Annotated in this window: 14 protein-coding genes; 8 read left to right on the top strand and 6 right to left on the bottom strand. The window is 70.8% G+C overall.

What is annotated here, in order from left to right; translation table 11 throughout:
- Positions 1–6 precede the first annotated feature (6 nt).
- Positions 7–603: a hypothetical protein gene (locus BJ991_RS16895; RefSeq protein ID WP_179491911.1), complete on the top strand. Its 597-nt coding sequence runs from the start codon at positions 7–9 to the stop codon at positions 601–603.
- Positions 604–609: 6 nt separating this feature from the next.
- On the opposite strand, the gene BJ991_RS16900 is transcribed toward BJ991_RS16895, so the two are convergent.
- Complete coding sequence (locus tag BJ991_RS16900) at positions 610–1,221, bottom strand: hypothetical protein (protein WP_179491912.1); 612 nt, start codon at positions 1,219–1,221, stop codon at positions 610–612.
- Positions 1,222–1,451: 230 nt separating this feature from the next.
- Between BJ991_RS16900 and BJ991_RS16905 the strand changes: the two genes are divergently transcribed.
- The 3 genes from BJ991_RS16905 to BJ991_RS16915 are packed head-to-tail and all read left to right on the top strand — an operon-like array spanning position 1,452 to position 3,303.
- Complete coding sequence (locus BJ991_RS16905) at positions 1,452–2,279, top strand: hypothetical protein (RefSeq protein ID WP_179491915.1); 828 nt, start codon at positions 1,452–1,454, stop codon at positions 2,277–2,279.
- Positions 2,276–2,695: a phage holin family protein gene (locus tag BJ991_RS16910; RefSeq protein ID WP_179491917.1), complete on the top strand. Its 420-nt coding sequence runs from the start codon at positions 2,276–2,278 to the stop codon at positions 2,693–2,695. The genes BJ991_RS16905 and BJ991_RS16910 overlap by 4 nt, the downstream gene beginning before the upstream one ends.
- Complete coding sequence (locus BJ991_RS16915; RefSeq protein ID WP_179491919.1) at positions 2,692–3,303, top strand: DUF3618 domain-containing protein; 612 nt, start codon at positions 2,692–2,694, stop codon at positions 3,301–3,303. Before BJ991_RS16910 ends, BJ991_RS16915 begins: the two co-directional genes overlap by 4 nt.
- A gap of 94 nt (positions 3,304–3,397) precedes the next feature.
- Here BJ991_RS16915 and rpoC read toward each other — a convergent pair whose 3' ends face one another.
- A complete protein-coding gene (gene rpoC, locus BJ991_RS16920; RefSeq protein WP_179491922.1) occupies positions 3,398–7,306 on the bottom strand; it encodes a DNA-directed RNA polymerase subunit beta' in 3,909 nt (1,302 codons plus the stop codon).
- A gap of 56 nt (positions 7,307–7,362) precedes the next feature.
- Entirely contained in the window at positions 7,363–10,863 is a 3,501-nt protein-coding gene (rpoB, locus tag BJ991_RS16925) for a DNA-directed RNA polymerase subunit beta (RefSeq protein WP_179491924.1), read from the bottom strand.
- Positions 10,864–11,184: 321 nt separating this feature from the next.
- On the opposite strand from rpoB, the gene BJ991_RS16930 reads away from it, so the two are divergent.
- On the top strand, positions 11,185–13,800 hold the full coding sequence (locus BJ991_RS16930) for a DUF4062 domain-containing protein (protein WP_179491926.1): 2,616 nt from the start codon (positions 11,185–11,187) through the stop codon (positions 13,798–13,800).
- Positions 13,797–16,424, top strand: coding sequence for a DUF4062 domain-containing protein (locus BJ991_RS16935; protein ID WP_179491928.1), 2,628 nt, complete (start codon positions 13,797–13,799; stop codon positions 16,422–16,424). The genes BJ991_RS16930 and BJ991_RS16935 overlap by 4 nt, the downstream gene beginning before the upstream one ends.
- A gap of 97 nt (positions 16,425–16,521) precedes the next feature.
- On the opposite strand, the gene BJ991_RS16940 is transcribed toward BJ991_RS16935, so the two are convergent.
- From BJ991_RS16940 to BJ991_RS16950, 3 genes are read right to left on the bottom strand one after another with little or no spacing between them, the layout of a single operon-like run.
- Positions 16,522–18,090 carry a 5-oxoprolinase subunit B/C family protein gene (locus tag BJ991_RS16940; RefSeq protein WP_179491930.1) on the bottom strand — a complete coding sequence of 523 codons (1,569 nt, stop codon included), beginning with the start codon at positions 18,088–18,090 and terminating at the stop codon, positions 16,522–16,524.
- Positions 18,084–18,839: a 5-oxoprolinase subunit PxpA gene (locus tag BJ991_RS16945; RefSeq protein WP_179491932.1), complete on the bottom strand. Its 756-nt coding sequence runs from the start codon at positions 18,837–18,839 to the stop codon at positions 18,084–18,086. The genes BJ991_RS16940 and BJ991_RS16945 overlap by 7 nt, the downstream gene beginning before the upstream one ends.
- Positions 18,836–19,633 (bottom strand): alpha/beta fold hydrolase, encoded by a 798-nt coding sequence (locus BJ991_RS16950; protein ID WP_179491935.1) that lies wholly within the window; start codon positions 19,631–19,633, stop codon positions 18,836–18,838. The genes BJ991_RS16945 and BJ991_RS16950 overlap by 4 nt, the downstream gene beginning before the upstream one ends.
- Before the next feature lie 47 nt (positions 19,634–19,680).
- Here BJ991_RS16950 and BJ991_RS16955 point away from each other — a divergent pair, with 47 nt between their 5' ends.
- Both BJ991_RS16955 and BJ991_RS16960 read left to right on the top strand, forming a co-directional pair.
- Positions 19,681–20,544 carry a spermidine synthase gene (locus BJ991_RS16955; protein WP_179491937.1) on the top strand — a complete coding sequence of 288 codons (864 nt, stop codon included), beginning with the start codon at positions 19,681–19,683 and terminating at the stop codon, positions 20,542–20,544.
- Between the two features lie 100 nt (positions 20,545–20,644).
- A complete protein-coding gene (locus BJ991_RS16960; RefSeq protein WP_179491939.1) occupies positions 20,645–21,172 on the top strand; it encodes a tetratricopeptide repeat protein in 528 nt (175 codons plus the stop codon).
- The last annotated feature ends 7 nt before the right edge of the window (positions 21,173–21,179 follow it).

Below are 21,179 nucleotides of genomic sequence, written 5' to 3' on the forward strand. Positions count from 1 at the left end.
GACCGCATGTCGCATCGACGTGGCACGGCGGCGGTGGCCGCGGCATCCGTCCTGCTCGTCCTCGCGCTCGCCGGCTGCGCGCCGGATGACTCCGCGGGACCCGCGCCCTCTCCGACGTCGAGCGAGACCTCGTCGCCGGCCGAGTCCGGCTCGCCCGAGCCGTCGCCCACGTCGACCGCCGATGCGACCCCGCCGATCCCCGAGGACTGCCGCGCGATCCTGAGCGCCTCGGTGCTCGAGCAGCTCGAGGGCGTGCCCCTCAACGACGAGGCGTTCGGTCCGTCCGGCCCGCAGCCCGATGGGAGCCTCATCTGCGTGTGGGGCGACCCCGGTGCCGACACGACGAGTCTCGTCACGACGATCAGCTATCTGTCGCGCGGGCCGGCGCTCGACCTGCTCAACGAGCTCGCGGACCAAGAGGACTTCACGTGCTACACGCCCGACCAGGGCACGCGCTGCGAGAAGACGTGGCAGAACGAGCAGTACCCCGTCACCGACGGGCGCACGCTGTTCTGGCGTGACGACGTCCTCATCGACACGCGGTACTCGAACCTCGCGCCCTCCGGCTACACCGACGCGATCATCGCGGCGCTGTGGGGCTGACGGCCGTCACTCCCACACGTGCGCGACCACACGGTCGGCGAAGCGGAGCGGGTGCCACCCGCGCTCGGCGATCGAGAGCCACACGCCGTCCCGCAGCACCTGCTGCACGAGATCGTCGTCGCCCGACGGCTGCCGGCAGATGAGCGTGCCGCCGACCACGGTGCGGCACAGGAACCCCTCGGCGCGCAGCGCCGCCTCGGCGACGGGCGTCATCTGATCGGGGACGCGCGCGAGCGCCGTGACGAGCTGCCGCCCGTCGCCGCCGCGCCACGTGCATGTCACGAGCACGGTGGGCGTGAGCGCCTCGACGAGCGTCGGCGGCATCGTGTCGGGCACGGCGATCGACTGCGCGAGCAGGGTGTCGCGAGACCACACGAGCTCGGCCCACAGATCGTCGGGGTAGAGATCGCGGCAGTCGGGCCGCTCGGCCTGAGTGATGGGCGGCGGCGCGTCGCCCGGATCCTTCGGTGTGCTCGCCGAGCGAAGGACCTCCCCCGCCCATGCGACGCTGACCGGAATCATCGGCAGCGCCAGATAGGCGAGTGCGACGACGACCGCGGCGCACAGCAGCCCAGCAGGCACCGCGATCCACAGATTCCGACCGCCGGTCCGCGCCATGGATCCCTCCGCGACCTCCACGCTAAGACGCGATGGCGGATGCCCCGGCACGGCGCGCAGGACTCGGGCAGGCTCATCCGGCGGGTCGCAGAGGATACCTCGCGCTTCTCGCGGAAGCGACCCCCTCTGTGCGATTCGCCTGCGTGGGGGACGGTGGTTCGCCACGGCGGAGCCGACGGAGCGCACTCGCTCCCGGGACCCCCATCCGCCGAAGAGAGTGGAGGACCAGCATGTCTGCATACGAAGCGGGCGCAACCGCGGGAACCGATTCGAAGAAGGAAGAGCTCAAGGAACGGGCCGCCGAGGCGGCGGGCGAGGTCGACGCGGGAGCGAAGCACGTCGTCGGCGTCGCCGGGGACGAGCTCGGAAACGTCGCGCACAAGGCGAAGACGGCCGCGCGGGGGTTCTTCGACGAGACGCGCCACCAGCTGACCGAGCAGGCGTCGCACCAGCAGCGGCGCGCGGCGGGCTCGCTGCGCACGACGGGCGACCAGCTCGTCGGGATGGCGCAGTCCACCGAGTCGGACAACGTCGCGACGGGCATCGTCCGCACCGTCGGGCAGAAGACCCGCGACGCGGCGTCGTGGCTCGACCAGCGCGAGCCCGGCGACCTCGTCCACGAGGTGCGCGGCTTCGCGCGGCGCCACACCGGCGCGTTCCTGCTGATCGCCGTCGGAGTGGGCGTCGTCGCCGGCAGGCTGACGCGCGCGCTCATGTCGAACGGCGACGGGTCGTCATCGAGCCGGACGTCCGCGCGGTCCACACCCGCCGCGGGCGGTGGATCGGCGGGCCACCCCATGGCGACCGGCGCGGCCGTCGGCGCGATGGGTCCCGGTTCGACCGGAGCCGCGAGCGGCGTGGGCACGAGTGAGGCCGGCCGGGCCGCGGCGCCCTCGGGCGCGGCGACCGCGGCCGGTGACACGCCCATCGCAGATGCCCTCGCAGCCGAGACCGGCAGCGGACACGGCACCGATGGGCGCGACGGGGCGCAAGGCCTCTTGACCGAAGGCGAGTCCGCGCAGGACGAGTGGTCGCGCAGCGGCGAGGTACGACGATGACCGACATGCCCACGCCATCGCAGGAGAAGGCCGCGAACACGTCGCTCGGCGAGCTCGTCGGCGAGGTCACGCGGGACATGTCCGTGCTGATGCGCCAGGAGCTCGAGCTCGCGAAGGCCGAGCTCACCGAGTCGGCCAAGCGAGCCGGGGTCGGCTCGGGCCTCATGGCGGCGGCGGCGTACGGGGCGGCCATGACGCTCCTGTTCCTGTCGATCGCCCTGTGGCAGGCCCTGGCCGCGCTCGTCGGCGAAGGATGGTCGGCGGTCATCGTGGCCGTCATCTGGGCGGCGATCGCCGCTGTGCTGTACGCCGTCGGCATGAGCCGGCTGCGCTCGGTGCGCGGCGCCCCGCGGACCGTCGAGACGGTCAAGGAGATCCCGGACGCGCTCAAGAGGAACGAGGAGAACAGATCATGAGCACCCCCAGCACTTCCACCAGCCCCGAGCAGATCCGCGCCGACATCGAGGTGACCCGAGAAGAGCTCGGGCGCGACGTCGACGCGCTGGCCGACAAGGTCACGCCCGGCAAGATCGTCGAACGCCAGAAGTCCCGCATGCGGCGCGCCTTCGAAGACGTCAGGCACCGCATCATGGGTGTAGCCGAAGACGTGGGAAACGCGACATCCGATGTCGCCGAGAGCGCGGCGGAAGGGGTGCGCGAGCTGCCCAAGCGCGCCGCAGGCGCCGCACAGGGCGCGCCCATCGCGGTCGGACTCGTCGCCCTCGGACTCGGCTGGCTCGCGGCGTCGCTCGCCCCGCCGTCGGCCGCGGAGCGCCGGATGGCCCGGTCGCTGCGCGAATCGGCGCAGCCGATCGTCGACTCGGCGACGGATGCCGCGAAGGAGGTTGCGTCCGGACTCCAGGAGCCCGCTCGCGAGGCGTTCGAACAGGTGAAGTCCGAGGCCGTGGACGCCGCCGACCACGTCAAGACGGAGGCGCGAGACACGACCGAGCACGTCAAGGAGCGCGTCACTTCATCGAGCGGTGACCAGGACCAGGGCGTCGGCCTCGGGGCTGAGCGCTGACGGCTCGGATGCCGCGGTCGCAGCATCCGGAAAATGAAAAGAGGAAGGCCCCCGGTATCGCGCCGGGGGCCTTCCTCTTTCAGACGTTGTCGGGTCAGTTGTAGTTGCCCGAGAAGTCGTCCGTCGAGAAGCTGTCGAAGTCGACGTAGCTCAGGTCGGCGTCGCTGAACGCGCCGTCCGAGGCGAAGATGCGGTTGGGGTACCGCTCGCTCTTGGCCTCTTCCGTCGCCTCCACGATGACGTTGCGGTACTTCGCAAGTCCCGTGCCGGCGGGGATGAGCTTTCCGATGATGACATTCTCCTTGAGCCCGACGAGCGGGTCGCTCTTGCCCTCCATGGCCGCCTGCGTGAGGACGCGGGTGGTCTCCTGGAAGGAAGCGGCCGACAGCCACGACTCCGTCGCGAGCGACGCCTTCGTGATGCCCATCAGCTCCGGACGACCCGACGCGGGGCGCTTGCCCTCGGCCACGGCCTCGCGGTTGATCAGCTGGTAGCGCTTGAAGTCCACCAGCTCACCGGGGAGCAGGGTCGTGTCGCCGTGGTCGACGACGGTGACCTTGCGCAGCATCTGGCGCACGATGACCTCGATGTGCTTGTCGTGGATCGGCACACCCTGCGAGCGGTACACGCCCTGGACGCCGTTCACGAGGTACTTCTGCACCTCGCGGGCACCCTGCACGCGCATGACCTCCTTGGGGTCGAGCGTGCCGACCTGCAGCGGCTGGCCCACTGTGACGTGCTGGCCGTCCTCGACCAGCAGCGTCGCGCGCTTGAGCACCGGGTAGACGTGCGGCTCGTCGCCGTTGTCGGGCGTCAGGATGACCTTCTTCGAACGGTCGGTCTCCTCGATCGTGATGCGGCCGTCGGCCTCGGCGATCGGGGAGGCGCCCTTCGGGGTGCGGGCCTCGAAGAGCTCCTGCACGCGGGGCAGACCCTGCGTGATGTCATCCGCCGATGCCGAACCACCGGTGTGGAACGTGCGCATCGTCAGCTGCGTGCCGGGCTCGCCGATCGACTGCGCCGCGATGATGCCCACGGCTTCGCCGATGTCGACCATCTTGCCGGTCGCGAGCGAACGGCCGTAGCAGCGGGCGCAGACGCCGACGGCCGAGTCGCAGGTCAGCACCGAGCGGACCTTGATGGTCTCGATGCCGGCCTCGACGAGGCGGTCGATGAGCTGGTCGCCGACATCCTGGCCGGCCTCCGCGAGCACCGTGCCCTGAGCGTCGACCACATCCGCGGCGAGCGTGCGGGCGAACACCGAGTTCTCGACGTTCGCGTCCTTCACGAGCGTGCCGTCGAACGACGGAGCGGCGATCGGCAGCTCGAGGCCCTTCGTCGTGCCGCAGTCGTCCTCGCGGATGATGACATCCTGCGAGACGTCCACGAGACGACGCGTGAGGTAGCCCGAGTCGGCCGTGCGGAGGGCCGTGTCGGCCAGACCCTTGCGGGCACCGTGCGTCGCGATGAAGTACTCCGCCACCGACAGACCCTCGCGGTACGAGGAGATGATCGGACGCGGGATGATCTCACCCTTCGGGTTGTTCACCAGGCCTCGCATACCCGCGATGTTGCGGATCTGCAGCCAGTTGCCTCGAGCACCCGACGACACCATGCGGTTGATGGTGTTGTCCGCAGGGAAGTTCTCGCGCATCGCCTTCTGGACCTCGTCAGTCGCCTCGGTCCAGATCTTGATGAGCTCCTGACGACGCTCGGCGTCGGTCGTGAGACCCTTCTCGAACTGAGCCTGGACCTTCGCGGCCTGCTTCTCGTACTGCGCGACGATCTCCTGCTTGTTCGGCGGAGTGAGGATGTCGCTGAGCGCGACCGTCACACCCGAACGCGTGGCCCAGTAGAAGCCGGCGTCCTTGATGCGGTCGAGCGTCGCGGCGACCTCCACCTTCGGGTACTCCTCGGCGAGCTTGTTCACGATCTGCGACAGCTTGCCCTTGTCGGCCTGCTCGCGCACGAACGGGTAGCCCTTGGGGAGCGTGTCGTTGAAGATCGCCTGGCCCAGCGAGGCGTCCACGAGACCGTGGCCCTTCTTCACGACGGTCCCGTCACCGTCGAGGTCGTCCCCGTAGCCCTCGGGGGCCTCGCCCTCGAGGAACGTGAGACCCGGGATGCGGATGCGGACCTTGGCCTGCAGGTCGAGGGTGCCCTCGTCGCGCGCCAGGATCGCCTCGGCGACCGAGCCGAACACGCGGCCCTCGCCCTCAGCGCCCTCCTTGATCGTCGTCAGGTGGTGCAGACCGATGATCATGTCCTGCGAGGGCAGGGTCACCGGGCGGCCGTCCGACGGCTTGAGGATGTTGTTCGACGCGAGCATCAGGATGCGCGCCTCGGCCTGCGCCTCGACCGACAGCGGCAGGTGCACGGCCATCTGGTCACCGTCGAAGTCCGCGTTGAACGCGGCGCAGACGAGCGGGTGCAGCTGGATGGCCTTGCCCTCGACGAGCTGCGGCTCGAAGGCCTGGATGCCGAGGCGGTGCAGCGTGGGCGCACGGTTGAGGAGCACGGGGCGCTCGCGGATGATCTCCTCGAGCACGTCCCACACCTCGGGGCGCGTGCGCTCGACGGCGCGCTTGGCCGCCTTGATGTTCTGCGAGTGACCGAGGTCGATCAGGCGCTTGATGACGAACGGCTTGAACAGCTCGAGCGCCATCTGCTTCGGCAGGCCGCACTGGTGCAGCTTGAGCTGCGGACCCACGACGATGACCGAACGGCCCGAGTAGTCCACGCGCTTGCCGAGCAGGTTCTGGCGGAACCGGCCCTGCTTGCCCTTGAGCATGTCGGACAGCGACTTGAGCGCGCGGTTGCCGGTGCCCGTGACGGGGCGGCCGCGGCGGCCGTTGTCGAACAGCGCGTCGACGGCCTCCTGCAGCATCCGCTTCTCGTTGTTGACGATGATCTCGGGCGCACCGAGGTCGATCAGGCGACGGAGGCGGTTGTTGCGGTTGATCACGCGACGGTACAGGTCGTTCAGGTCGCTCGTGGCGAACCGGCCGCCGTCGAGCTGGACCATCGGACGCAGCTCCGGCGGGATCACCGGCACGACGTCGAGCACCATCGAGGCGGGGCTCATGCCCGTCGAGAGGAATGAGTTGACGACCTTGAGCCGCTTGATGGCGCGGATCTTGCGCTGGCCCTTGCCCTCGGCGATCTGCTGGTGGAGGCTGTCGGCCTCGCCCTGCAGATCGAACGACTCGAGGCGACGCTTGATCGACTCGGCGCCCATGTACGCCTCGAAGTACTGGCCGAAGCGGTCCTGCAGCTCGTGGAAGATCTCGTCCTCGCCCTTGAGCTGGCCGACCTCGAGCGTGCGGAAGTCCTCCCACACGCGCTCGAGCTTGGCGATCTGGTCGTCCGCGCTCTTGCGGTACTGCGCCATGTCCTTCTCGGCGGCGTCCTTGGCCTTCTTCTTCTGGTCGGCCTTGGCACCCTCCTCCTCGAGCGCGGCGAGCTCCTCCTCCAGCTTCTGGAGGCGGGTCGCGATCTTGGCGTCACGGCGGTCGCCGAGCGTCTTGATCTCGAGGCGGATGTTGCTCTCCTGCGTCGCGAGGTCGCGGTGACGCGCGTCGTCGTCGACGGAGATCACCATGTAGGCGGCGAAGTAGATGACCTTCTCGAGGTCCTTCGGCGCCATGTCGAGCAGGTACCCGAGGCGCGACGGGACGCCCTTGAAGTACCAGATGTGGGTGACGGGCGCGGCGAGCTCGATGTGGCCCATGCGCTCGCGGCGGACGGAGGACTTGGTGACCTCCACGCCGCAGCGCTCGCACACGATGCCCTTGAAGCGGACGCGCTTGTACTTGCCGCACGCACACTCCCAGTCACGGGAGGGTCCGAAGATCTGCTCGCCGAAGAGGCCGTCCTTCTCCGGCTTCAGCGTGCGGTAATTGATGGTCTCGGGCTTCTTGACCTCACCATACGACCACCGACGGATGTCGTCGGCGGTGGCCAGGCCGATGCGAAGCTCATCGAAAGTTGTTGCGTCGAGCACTGATTCTCCTGTGTCGGAATTCTTCTTGGTAACCGGTCGCTGAGCTTGCCGAAGCGTCAGATCTCGTCGATCGACGAGGACTCGAACCGGGTGGAGATGTTGATGCCGAGCTCTTCGGCCGCACGGAAGGCGTCGTCGTCGGTGTCGCGGAGGTTGACCGCCGTGCCGTCCGCCGAGAGCACCTCGACGTTCAGGCAGAGCGACTGCATCTCCTTCATGAGCACCTTGAACGACTCGGGGATGCCGGGCTCCTGGATGTTCTCGCCCTTGACGATCGCCTCGTACACCTTGACGCGGCCGAGGATGTCGTCGGACTTGATCGTGAGGAGCTCCTGGAGCGCGTACGCCGCGCCGTAGGCCTCGAGTGCCCACACCTCCATCTCGCCGAAGCGCTGACCGCCGAACTGCGCCTTACCACCCAGCGGCTGCTGCGTGATCATCGAGTACGGACCGGTCGAACGCGCGTGGATCTTGTCGTCGACCAGGTGGTGCAGCTTCAGGATGTACATGTAGCCGACCGAGATCGGAGCCGGGAACGGCTCGCCCGAGCGACCGTCGAACAGGACGGTCTTGCCCGACGAGTCGATGAGACGCTCACCGTCGCGGGTCGGGTTCGTCGAGTCGAGGAGGCCGACGATCTCGTCCTCGGACGCGCCGTCGAACACCGGGGTCGCGACCTTGGTGCCGGGAGCGGCCTCGCGGGCGCCCTCGGGCAGGCGCACGGCCCACTCGGGCTCGCCCTCGACCTTCCAGCCCTGCTTCGCGATCCACCCGAGGTGGGTCTCGAGCACCTGGCCGAAGTTCATGCGGCCGGGGATGCCGAGCGGGTTCAGGATCACGTCGACCGGCGTGCCGTCCGCGAGGAACGGCATGTCCTCGACGGGGAGGATCTTCGCGATGACACCCTTGTTGCCGTGGCGGCCCGCGAGCTTGTCGCCCTCGGTGATCTTGCGCTTCTGGGCGATGTAGACCACGACGCGGCGGTTGACGCCCGAGCCGAGCTCGTCGTCGCCCTCCTCGGCGTTGAACTCCTTCACCGCGATGATCGTGCCGGCCTCGCCGTGCGGGACCTTGAGCGACGTGTCGCGCACCTCGCGGCTCTTCTCGTTGAAGATCGCGCGGAGCAGGCGCTCCTCCGCCGACAGCTCGGTCTCGCCCTTCGGCGTGACCTTTCCGACGAGGATGTCGCCGGGGCGCACCTCGGCGCCGATGCGGATGATGCCGCGCTCGTCGAGGTCCTTCAGCAGGTCGGGGCTCACGTTGGGGAGGTCGCGCGTGATCTCCTCCTTGCCGAGCTTCGTGTCACGGGCGTCGACCTCGTACTCCTCGATGTGGATCGAGGAGAGGGTGTCGTCCTTCACGAGGTTCTGGCTGAGGATGATCGCGTCCTCGAAGTTGTGGCCCTCCCACGTCATGAACGCGACGAGGAGGTTCTTGCCGAGCGCGAGCTCGCCGTTCTCGGTCGCCGGGCCGTCGGCGATGACCTCGCCGGCCTCGACGCGGTCGCCCGCCGAGACGACGACGCGCTGGTTGTACGACGTGCCCTGGTTCGAGCGGTCGAACTTGCGCAGGTAGTAGTCCTGCGTGCCGCCCTCGTCGAGCTGGACCGTCACGACGTCGGCCGAGACCTCGACCACGACGCCCGGGCGCTCCGCGATGACGACGTCACCCGCGTCGACGGCCGCGTAGCCCTCCATGCCGGTGCCCACGACCGGGGCCTCCGAGCGGAGGAGCGGAACGGCCTGACGCTGCATGTTCGCGCCCATGAGCGCGCGGTTCGCGTCGTCGTGCTCGAGGAACGGGATGAGCGAGGTCGCCACCGACACCATCTGGCGCGGCGAGACGTCCATGTAGCCGATCTCCTCGGCCGGGAACAGGTCGACCTCGCCGCCCTTCTTGCGGGCGAGCACGCGGTCGTCGGCGAAGTGACCGTCGGCCTTCAGGCGCGCGTTGGCCTGGGCGACGATGTAGTCGTCCTCCTCAGACGCGGTGAGGTAGTCGATCTGGTCGGTGACCTTGCCGCTGACGACCTTGCGGTACGGCGTCTCGATGAAGCCGAACGCGTTGATGCGCGCGAACGATGCGAGCGAGCCGATGAGGCCGATGTTCGGGCCTTCCGGCGTCTCGATCGGGCACATGCGGCCGTAGTGCGACGGGTGGACGTCGCGGACCTCGACGCCGGCGCGCTCACGCGACAGACCGCCGGGGCCCAGCGCCGACAGGCGGCGCTTGTGGGTCAGGCCCGCGAGCGGGTTGTTCTGGTCCATGAACTGCGACAGCTGCGACGTGCCGAAGAACTCCTTGATCGCCGCCACGACGGGGCGCACGTTGATCAGGGTCTGCGGCGTGATCGCCTCGATGTCCTGCGTGGTCATGCGCTCGCGGACGACGCGCTCCATGCGCGACAGGCCGGTGCGGACCTGGTTCTGGATGAGCTCGCCCACGGCGCGGATGCGACGGTTGCCGAAGTTGTCGATGTCGTCGATGTCGAGGCGGATCTCCGTGAGCTTGCCGTTGCGGTCGCCCTCGAAGGTCTCGTCGCCGCGGTGCAGGCGCACGAGGTACTTGATCGTCGCGACGATGTCGTCGACCGTCAGCACCGACGCCGTCAGCTCGGCGCTCAGGCCGAGCTTCTGGTTGATCTTGTAGCGACCCACCTTGGCGAGGTCGTAGCGCTTCGGGTTGAAGTAGAAGTTGTCCAGCAGCGCGCGCGCGGCCTCGGCGGCCACCTGCTCGCCCGGACGGAGCTTGCGGTAGATGTCGCGGAGCGCGTCCTCCTTGGTGAGGATCGTGTCCTTCGAGAGCGTCTCCTCGATCGACTCGAAGCCCGCGAACTCCTCCATGATCTGCTCGCTGGTCAGACCCAGCGCCTTGAGGAAGACGGTCACGGACTGCTTGCGCTTGCGGTCGATGCGGACGCCGACCTGGTCGCGCTTGTCGATCTCGAACTCGAGCCACGCGCCGCGGCTCGGGATGATGCGCGCCGAGACGATGTCCTTGTCGGAGGTCTTGTCGGGCGTCTTGTCGAAGTAGACGCCGGGCGAGCGCACGAGCTGCGAGACGACGACGCGCTCGGTGCCGTTGATGATGAACGTGCCCTTGTCGGTCTGGAGCGGGAAGTCGCCCATGAAGACTGTCTGGGTCTTGATCTCACCGGTCTGGTGGTTCATGAACTCGGCCTCGACGTACAGGGGCGCGGCGTAGGTCTTGCCGCGCTCCTTGCACTCCTCGATGGAGTACTTCTCGGGCTCGAGGTACGGGTTCGTGAACGAGAGCTGCATCGTCTCGCTCAGGTCTTCGATCGGCGAGATCTCCTCGAAGATCTCCTCGAGGCCGCTGACCTCGGGCACGTCGGTGCGACCGACGGCCTTGGCCTCGGCAACGCGCGCCTTCCATGCCTCGTTGCCGACGAGCCAGTCGAAGGACTCGGTCTGCAGGGCGAGCAGGTCAGGGACCGTCAGCGTGTCGGAGATCTTGGCGAACGAGAGGCGGGATGCTCCGCGGCCGTTCTTGGGGGTGGTGGTGGTGGGGTTGGATGCGTTGCGCGCAGCAGCCAAGGGGATTACCTCCGTGGGCCCGGGCGAGGGCTCGTTTCCTTGTCGTGAGTGAAGTGCTCCGGTCCCCGAAGCCCGCGCGACGCACTCCTACACGGGAACAGCGTTCGCGTAGGGGGCGCACAGGCACAGCCGACCACCATATGAGGGCAGGGGGAATCCAAGAGCGCAACTACCCACTATACGCCGCTGGGCGCGGCGTGTCCACTCGCATTCTTGAAAAGTTCCGGATGCTGCGGTATAAGCGCCGCGGACGGCATCCGCAGTGGCATCGCATTCGCGCGAATGATGGCGTCGCGACCTTGTCGGGGGGATGATGTGCACATGACTGGGGTGGAGCACCCCGTGATCCGTACGCCCGATCAGCGGATCCGGGTGTTCGTTAGTTCGACGTTGCGTGAACTCGCGGGGGAGCGTCACGCAGTGCGCGAGGCGATCGAGCGGATGCGCCTGGCGCCGGTGATGTTCGAGCTGGGGGCGCGGCCGCATCCGCCGCGCAGCCTGTACCGCTCGTATCTCGAGCAGAGCGACGTGTTCGTCGGGATCTACGGTGCGAGCTACGGCTGGGTGGCGCCGGAAGAGGAGGTGTCGGGCCTGGAGGACGAGTACAACCTCGCACCGCGCTCGATGCCGAAGCTCATCTACATCAAGGACGTGCCCGCGCGGGACGAGAGACTCGAGCAGCTCATCGCGCGCGTCCAGGCCGACGACACCGCCGCGTACCTCCACTTCTCCACCGCCGAAGAGCTGGGCGAGCGCGTGTCCGCGGACCTCGCGACGCTGCTCGCCGAGCGATTCGACGAGTCGAGGGCGGATGCCCCGGCCCCCGCCGAGCCGGATCTGGCCGCCCGCGTTCCCGCGCCCTACACGACGACGATCGGACGCGATGGCGAGCTCGCCGAGATCCGGGCGCTCCTCGCCGGCGGCCGGCACCGCGTCGTGAGCCTCATCGGACCGGGCGGCATCGGCAAGAGCCGTCTGGCGATCGTCGCCGCGCACGCGAACGCCGACCTCTTCCCCGACGGCGTCTACTTCGTGCCGCTCGAGGGGGTGCTCGAGCCAGGGCTGCTGCTGCCGACGATCGCGTACGTGCTCGGCATCCGCGACACGGGCGCCGACTCCCTCGACGAGCGCATCGCGCAGTCCCTCGATGACCGGCGCGTCCTCATCGTGCTCGACAACTTCGAGCAGATCGTCGACGAGGCCCCCGTGCTGGTGCGGCTGTACACGCTCGCGCCGAACGCGTGCTTCCTCGTGACGAGCCGCACCATCCTGCGCATCCGCGGCGAGCGCGTGTTCGACGTCGACACTCTTGGCCTGCCGCCGGCGGATGCCCCGCCCACCCTCGCGCAGGCGCAGGAGTCGGCCGCGTGCGTGCTGTTCGCCGAGCGCGCGGCGGCCGTCAAGCCCGAGTTCGAGCTGACGGAGGCCAACGCCGCGGACATCATCGAGATCTGCCGTCGCCTCGACGGACTGCCGCTGGCGATCGAGCTCGCCGCCGCGAAGGTGCGCCTGCTGCCGCCCGCCGACATCGCGGCGCGGCTGGGACGCGCACTCCCCCTGCTGTCGGCGCCCATGCGCGACCTGCCCGACAGGCATCGCACGATGCGCGCCACGATCGACTGGAGCGTGGGGCTGCTCACCGCGGAGCAGCGCGAGATGCTCGAGGACCTCGGTGTGTTCGGCGCGCGCTTCTCGCTCGACGCGGTCGAAGCGGTCGGATCCGCGAGGCCCTGGGGCGGCCACGCCATCGAGACGCTCGCGGCCCTCATCGATGCGAGCCTCGTGCGCCAGGCCGATCAGGACGGCCGGTCCGTCTTCTCGCTGCTCACGATCGTGCGCGAGTACGCGCTGGAGGCGCTCGAGGAGCGCGGCGATGCCGACGAGCTGAAGCTCGCGCACGCCGACCACTACCTCGCCCTCGTGAAGGACATCGCGCCCAGGCTGCGGGGCCAGGGGCAGGTCGACGCCGTCACCGAGCTCGGGCTCGAGGTGCCCAACCTGCGCGTGGCGGCGCGTCACCTCGTGCACGCCGGACGCGTCGACGACGCCGCCGACTTCGCGTGGGACCTGCTCGTCTACTGGTGGATCTCGGGGTACTTCGCCGATGTGCGCCTGTGGATGATCGAGCTGCAGCGCACGGGACGGCCGACGACCGTCCGCACTCAGGCGATCGTGACGTTCTTCACGATCTGGGCGGAGATGTGGCAGACCCCGGGCGTCGAGGTCGTCGCGGGGCTCGGCGAATGCGCCCGGCTGTTCACGCTGAGCGGCGATGAGCATGCCGCGGTGATGGCCCTCACCGCTCGCGCGTCGACGCGGCTGCAGTTCCCCGACCTCGATCCGGCGGTGGCCAAGGCCGAGCTCGACGACGCCGTGGCGCGTCTGCAGGGCTTCGGCGACCGGTGGGCGGAGTCGCTCGCGGAAGTCGCCCTCGGTCAGCTCGGCGTCGTCGTGCAGGACATCCCGGCGGCTCTGGCGCACTTCGACCGAGCTGTGGAGATCGCCGAGGCGGCCGACGACGCGTTCACGCGCATCGTGGCGGGCAACAACCGCGCACGACTCCGCTTCCTCCTGGGCATCGTCGAGGAATGCGAGGAGGAGTTCCTGCTGACGCTGCGCCTGGCGATCCAGCTCCGCTTCGTGGAGGGCGCCACGTACGGCATCGAGGGCATGTGCGCGATCGCCGCGAGCCGCGGCGAGACGTGGCGCGCGGGCGCGCTCGCGGCCGCGGCGGCCACGATCCGGCAGGAGACGGGCATCTACGACATCGCGGGGCTGGCCATTCACCTCCAGCCGCTCGAGGCCGCGCGCGCCGCCGACCCCGACGCGGTCGCGGCGGGCGAGCGCGCCGGGCGCGACATGAGCCTCGCCGAGGCGATCGCCCTCGCGCTGCCCGACGCCGAGGTCGAGATGCGGCGATTGGCCGAGGCGTGGTGACCGGCGAGCGCGAGCATCCGCGCATCCGAACGCCCGACCAGAGGATCCGCGTGTTCGTGAGCTCCACGCTGCGCGAGCTCGCCGACGAGCGCAGGGCGGCGCGCGCGGCGATCGAGCGGATGCGCCTGGCACCGGTGATGTTCGAGCTGGGGGCGCGGCCGCATCCGCCGCGCAGCCTCTACCGCTCCTACCTCGCGCAGAGCGACATCTTCATCGGCATCTACGGCGACAGCTACGGCTGGGTCGCCCCCGAGGAGACGGTTTCGGGCCTGGAGGACGAGTACGACCTCGCCCCGAGGAACATGCCGAAGCTCATCTACGTGCGGGTGTCGGACGGGCGCGACGCGCGGCTCGAGGAGCTCATCGCGCGCATCCGCGACGACGACACCGCCGCGTACCTACCCTTCCGCGACGCCTCGGAGCTCGAGGACCAGATCGCGGCCGACCTCGCGACCTTGCTGGCCGAGCGCTTCGACGAGTCGCGCGCCGAGCCCGAGCCCCCGGCGCCGGATTCCTCATCCCTCGCGTCGCGCGTGCCTGTCCCCTATACGACGACGATCGGCCGCGAGCGCGACATCGCCGGAGTGCGCGAGCTGCTCGCGCGCGGCACCGACCGCGTCGTGAGCCTCATCGGGCCGGGCGGCATCGGCAAGAGCCGGCTCGCGATCGAGGTCGCGCGGTCGACCGAGGACCTCTTCCCCGACGGCACGTACTTCGTGCCGCTCGAGGGCGTGCTCGAGTCGGCGCTGCTGCTGCCGACGATCGGGTACGTCCTCGGCATCCGCGACAACGGCGAGGCGTCGCTCGAGGAGCGCATCTCGCGCGCTCTCGACGGGCGCAAGGTGCTGCTCGTCCTCGACAACTTCGAGCAGATCATCGACGTCGCGCCCGCGCTCGTGCGGCTGTACACGGTCGCGCCGCTCGCGAGCTTCCTCGTGACCAGCCGCACCATCCTGCGTATCCGCGGCGAGCGCGTGTACGAGGTGCAGGGGCTGCGCACGCCCGACGAGGGGCGGGCGGCGAGCCTCGATCCGTCGACGCGCACGAGCGCGGTGTCCCTCTTCGTCGACCGCGCGCAGGCGGTGAAGCCGGGGTTCGAGATCACCGCGGACAACGCCGCGGACGTCGCCGACATCTGCCGCCGCCTCGAAGGGCTGCCGCTGGCGATCGAGCTCGCCGCGGCGAAGATGCGCCTGTTGACCCCGCGCGGCATCGCGCAGCGCCTCGAGCAGCGGCTCCCCCTCCTCACGGCGGGCGTTCGCGACATGCCGGAGCGGCACCAGACGATGCGCGCGACGATCGAGTGGAGCGTGAGCCTGCTCCCCGACCGCGATCGCGAGCTGCTCGAGGACCTCGGCGTGTTCGCGCGCGTGTTCTCGCTGGACGCGGTCGAGGCGCTCGGCGCGGGACGCTCGTGGGAGGGCAACACGATCGACGGGATCGCGTCGCTCGTGGACGCGTCGCTCGTGAAGCAGACCGAGGTCGGCGGCCGGGCTGCGCTGTCGCTCCTCGCGATCGTGCGCGAGTACGCGCTCGGGCGCCTCAAGGAGCGCGGCGAGGCCGGCCGCATGCGCGCGGCCCACGCGGACTACTACAGCGCGTTCGTCAAGCGCGTCGCGCCGGGACTGCGCGGCGAGGAGCAGGCGGACGCCGTCGCCCGGCTCGGCCTCGAGCTGCCGAACCTGCGCGCGGCGGTGCGCCACCTCGTCTACACCGACCGGCTCGACGATGCCGGAGACTTCGCGTGGTCCCTCCTCATCTACTGGTGGATCGCCGGGTTCTTCGGCGAGGTGCGCGTGTGGATGCTCGAGCTCCTCGACAAGCCGCAGCCCATCTCGCAGCACACGCGCGCCGTCGCATGGTTCTTCGCCCTGTGGGGCGAGATGTGGCAGCGCCCGAGCGATCAGGTCGTCGCGGGGCTCGGCGAGTGCGTGCGGCTGTTCGCCGAGGCGGGCGACGCGGATGCCGCGGCCATGGCCCTCGCGGCGCGCGGCACCGCGCGCGTGCAGCTGTCCGACATCGACGTCGAGCGGGCCGAGGCCGAGCTGCTCGATGCGGTGCAGCGGCTGCACGACCTCGGCAACGGCTGGGCGGAGGCGATCTCGGAGGTGTCGCTCGGGCGGCTGTGCTGGGTCCGCGGCTCGATCGACGACGCGCTCGCGCACTTCGACCGCGCGAGCGAGGTCGCCCGTGCGGGCGGCGACCTGTTCACGACGTCGGTGGCGGGCAACCTGCGCGCACGGCTGAACTTCGTGCGGGGCGAGATCGACCTCGCCGAGCCGGAGTTCCTCGAGACTCTCCTGCTGTCGCTGCGGCTGCACTACGACGAGGGCGTCGCGTACGGGCTCGAGGGCGTGTGCGCTGTGGCCGCCGCGCGCGGCGACGCGTGGCGGGCGGCTGCCCTCGCGGTCGCGGCGAGCTCGGTGCGGCATCGGATCGGCGTGTTCGACGTCGAGGCGTTCACGGTGCACACGCCGCACCTGGAGATCCTGCGCGGCCGCGAGCCGGAGGCCGTCGCTCGCGGCGAGGCCGCCGGCGAGGAGATGTCGCTGGCCGAGGCGGTGCTGCTCGCCCTCCCGGACGAGGAGCACCCCGAGGTGGACGAGATCCTGCGGCACTGGTAGCCCCCGCTCGGCGGCGAACAGGCGCCGAGATCGCCCGAATGACGGGCGGATACCGCGTGGCGCCGCCGTTCGTGCGATCTCGACCGGGTGGTGGGGCTCAGGCCGGCGGCCGTGCGTGGCGGAAGCGCAGGCGCGTGCCGGGCCGAGCCTGCGCGAGGAGGTCGAGCGCGGCATCCGTCGCCACCGCGATCACGGGATAGCCGCCTGTCACGGGACCGTCCGCGAGGAGGATCGTCGGGCGGCCGCTCGGGGGAACCTGGAGCGCGCCGGGCACCATGCCCTCGCTCGGAAGCTCGCCGTCGCGCGTGCGCACGAGCTCGGTGCCGTCGAGGCGCATGCCGACGCGGTCGGCGGCGCTCGACACGGTCCACGTCTCGTCGAAGAGGGCGCGGAGCGCGGAGGGCGCGAACCAGTCGGCGCGGGGTCCGGGTGCGAGCTCGATCTCGAGCTCGTCGTCGTGCGGTGTGCCCCACGGGGCGGGAGGGGCGACGGGGATCGGACCCGCCACGTCGTCGCCCACGGCGACCGTCGACCCCGCCGCGAGGGGCGCGGCGCCGATGCCCGCGAGGCGATCCGTGGCGCGCGAGCCGAGCACGACGGGAGCGTCGACTCCCCCGCGCACCGCGAGGTAGGCGCGCGCGCCGTGCGCGAACCAATCGAGGTGCAGCTCCTCGCCCGCACGCCACTCGAGTGCCGTGTAGGGGTCGACTTCGTGGCCGCCCAGGCGCACGGGACCCCACGCCCCGGTGACGGCGAACCACAGGTCGCGCTCCGCGACCGCGCGGAAGCCGCCCATCGTGACCTCGACGCCCGCCGCGACGTCGCGGTTGCCCACGAGCCGGTTGGCAACACCGAGGGCCGTGCGGTCGAGTGCACCCGAGCGCGAGACGCCGAGCGAGGCCGCTCCCTCGCGTCCGCGGTCCTGGATCGTCGCGAGCAGGCCGGATTGGATGACGCGGATGCCGCTGCGCGCCGCATCCGTCTCGACAGGGGCAACCGCACCCGACTCCGGCGACGCCTTCTCGGCCCGGCGGAACCGCACGCGGGCGCCCGGCGGAAGGAGCGCGGGGGATGCGGCATCCGGCGACCACAGCGGCGTCGACGTCGTGCCGATGAGCCGCCAGCCACCCGGTGTCTCACGCGGATACGCGCCCGAGAAGACCCCCGCGAGACCCACCGACCCGGCCGGGACGCGCGTGCGGGGCGACGCGAGCCGGGGGACCTCGAACGTCCATTCGTGGCTCACGAGGTAGGCGAAGCCGGGCGCGAAGCCCGTGAACGCGACGGTCCACTCGGCGGCGGCGTGCCGGCGGACGAGCTCGTCGGCGCTCACGCCGAGCAGCACCGCGGTCTCGGCGAGGTCGGCGCCGTCGTAGACGACGTCGAGTTCGACGAGCGGGCCGGATGCGGCGGCCGCGGATGCGGCATCCGTCTTCGCCCCCGCGACCCAGGCCTGCGCCGCACCCAGCGACAGCACCGCGGGGTCGACGCGCACGAGCACCGTCCTCGCACCGGGAACGAGGTCGACGATGCCGTCGGGGCGGGACGCCTCGAGCCGGTCGCGCAGGTCGAGCACGTCGTCGAGCGAGCCGACCTCGAGCAGGAGCGCGCGGTCCCCCATCGGCAGGATCCGCCCTCCGGATGCCTCGCGGCCGAGCGTCACCATGGCGCACGCACCTCGACGCGGGCCTCGTCGAGCGCCGCCCGGACCGCCCGCGCGATCGCGACCGAGCCGAGCGAGTCTCCGTGCACGCACAGCGACGCGGCGCCCACGGCGACGACGCGTCCGTCGACCGATTCCACCACCCGCTCCGTGGCGAGGAGCACCGCGCGCTCGGCGACCGCGTCGGGATCGCTCAGCAGCGCTCCGGGCTCCCCGCGCGACACGAGCGTGCCGTCGGAGCGGTAGCCGCGGTCGAGGAAGGCCTCCTGCACGAACGGCAGCCCGCGCTCGGCCGCCATCGCCGCGCCGACTCCCCCGAGCCCCAGCAGCGGAACCGCGCGCCCGAGCCGTTCCGACAGCGCCGCGACCGCATCGGCGACGGCCGCCGCCTGCTCGCGGTCGGCGACAATCCGGTTGTAGAGCGCGCCGTGAGGCTTGACGAAGCGGATGTCGGCGCCCGCCGCCCGCAGCGCCTCGAGCTGGCCCGCGATCGCGAGGGTGAGGGCTTCGCGTCCGATCTCGATGCCCACGCGGCCGAACCCCGCGCGATCGGGATACGACGGGTGGGCGCCCGCCGCGACGCCGAGCCGCACCGCACGCGCCGCCGACAGGCGCATCGTCTCGTCGTCGCCCGCGTGCCCTCCGCACGCGATGCTCGCGCTCGAGATCACCGCGAACATGGCCTCGTCGTCGGCGGTCGGAATCCCGCCGACCGTCTCGCCGAGGTCGGCGTTGAGGTCGATCGACGTCACTCCTCCACGGTATCGCCGCGCGGCGGTCCGGAGTCGGGTGTGCGCCCGCTCGTTCCCGCGGCGTGCTCGGCGATGAGCGTGGCGGCGGGCTGTGCCGTGCGGATCATCGCCTCGTGTCCGCGGTCGGGCACCTCGCGCAGCACTCCGCGGGGCACGAGCCTCGCGACCTCGCGAGCCCACTCGCGCGGGCTCACGCGGTCGACCTCCCCGCGGATCACGAGGGTGTCGGCGTCGAGCCGCGGCAGCACATCCTCGATGCGATGGCCGACCATGCGGCGCAGCGTCTTCGCGTACCAGACGGGTCCCGCCTTGACGTAGTGGACCGCGCCGAGCGCGAGCACCTTCGGGCTCTCGATCGCGATGTCCTGCAGCAGCCGCAGGCCCTGGACGACCGCGCTCCGCTCGGCCGGGTTGACGGTCGGCGACACGAGCACCGCGCGGCCGCGAAGATCCGGATGCCGCGCGAGCGTCTCGGTCACGACCTGCGCCCCCATGGAGTGGCCGACGAGCACTCCGTCGCGCACGCCGAGCGCGTCGAGCAGGGCGGCGACGAGGTCCCCGCACGCGGCCATGTCCAGTGGCCGGCGCGGCTTCGGCGAGTCGCCGAAGCCGGGAAGGTCGAGCGCGATCACCTCGCCCGCGGCGCCGAGCTCTTCCACGAGGTCGCCGAACACGCCGCGGCCCATCCCGATGCCGTGCACGAGCACGAACACGGGCCCGCCTGCGCGGCCGGAACGCGTGTAGACGATGACATCGCCGCCGCGCCGGAACGTGTGCACGGGAAGATCGGGCATCCCAGCACGCTAGACCAGGCGACTGCGCCCACGGGTAGCGTTGACATATGGCGCGCGCTCGGGTCGAGGCATCCGGCCCTTCGGCGCGCCTGTCGGACGGGACCATCGCCACCATCGTCCGTTCGGGGTTCGCGAACGGGTGGGAGCTCGAGGTCGCGGGCACGCCGCAGTCGCACGTCGACCTCGACGATCCGACGCACCTGCACTTCGAGTACGTCGCGCGCATGGGCGCGGTGATCGACAGACTGCGGATGCCGGGACAGCCGCTCACGGCCGTGCACCTCGGCGCGGGGGCGCTGACGATCCCCCGCTACATCGAGGCGACGCGACCCAGCTCGCGGCAGCAGGTGATCGAGCTCGAGCCCGCGCTCGTGGACCTCGTGCGCGAGCACCTGCCGTTCCCGCGCGGCGCGTCGATCCGCGTGCGCATCGGCGACGCGCGCGAAGGCCTCGCGCGGCTGCCCGCGGGGATCGTCGGCAACGTCGACCTGCTCGTGTCGGACGTCTACTCGGGCGCGCAGACGCCCGCGCACCTCACGACGATCGAGTTCTACACCGCCGCGATTCGCCTGCTCGCGCCGGACGGCGTGCTGCTCGTGAACGTCGCCGACGGCGCCGGGCTCGCGTTCGCGCGGCGGCAGGTCGCGACGGTGCGCGCGGTGCTGCCCGAGGTCGTCGTGCTGGCCGAGGTGCAGACGCTCAAGGGACGCCGGTTCGGGAACCTCGTGATCGCGGCGTCGCCCGCTCCCCTGCCGACCGAGTGGCTGCCGCGGCTCATGGCGGCGGGGCCGCACCCCGCGAAGGTGGCGCAGGGCGCCGAGCTCGACGAGTTCGTGCGTGGAGCGCGCGTCGCGACGGACGCCGATGCGACGCCGTCGCCCCGGCCCGCGGCATCCGTCTTCGAGCGCTGAGAACGCACCGACAAGTCGATCTCCTCGGCGTGCCCACCCGGGTGCCGCGGGACCGCGAGGCACACTGGAGTGGCCAACGACGAGCGGAAGGGAGTCGACGGTGAGCTACATCCACGGGTACGACCCCGACACGTTGCGCGAGAAGATCGATCCGCGCCGGTGCAAGGAGCGCCTGGACGAGATCGGCGAGCAGCGCAGCCTGCCGGCACTGCTCGAGCGGGTGTGGCTGCTGAAGGTGCTCGACCGGCTTGAGGACGCCCTCGTGATCTCGGAGCAGTCGGTGCGCGTCGCGCGCATGGCCGGCACGCGCAAGGACCTCCTGCGCGCACGGATCCTCCATGCGAGCGTGCAGCAGTACCGCGGAGCGTTCGCCGCCGCCGAGCAGGAGCTCACGACGTGCGCCGAGGAGGCCGAGGGCCAGGGATGGTCTGCGATCGCGGCGTTCGCGTACCAGCACCGCGGCAAGACGCACTACGACGCCGGCGACTTCGACCGGGCGCGCGAGGACTTCAAGCGCGCGCTGTTCCTGCGTCAGGAGTGCGGAGCCCCCGACGACCAGCTCGAATCGACGCTCCTCGCGATCGAGGCGACCGACCGGCGTCGCGCCGACTCGGCGCTGGCCGGATGACGGCCCC

The organism is Microbacterium immunditiarum (genome assembly GCF_013409785.1).
Lineage (GTDB): Bacteria > Actinomycetota > Actinomycetes > Actinomycetales > Microbacteriaceae > Microbacterium > Microbacterium immunditiarum.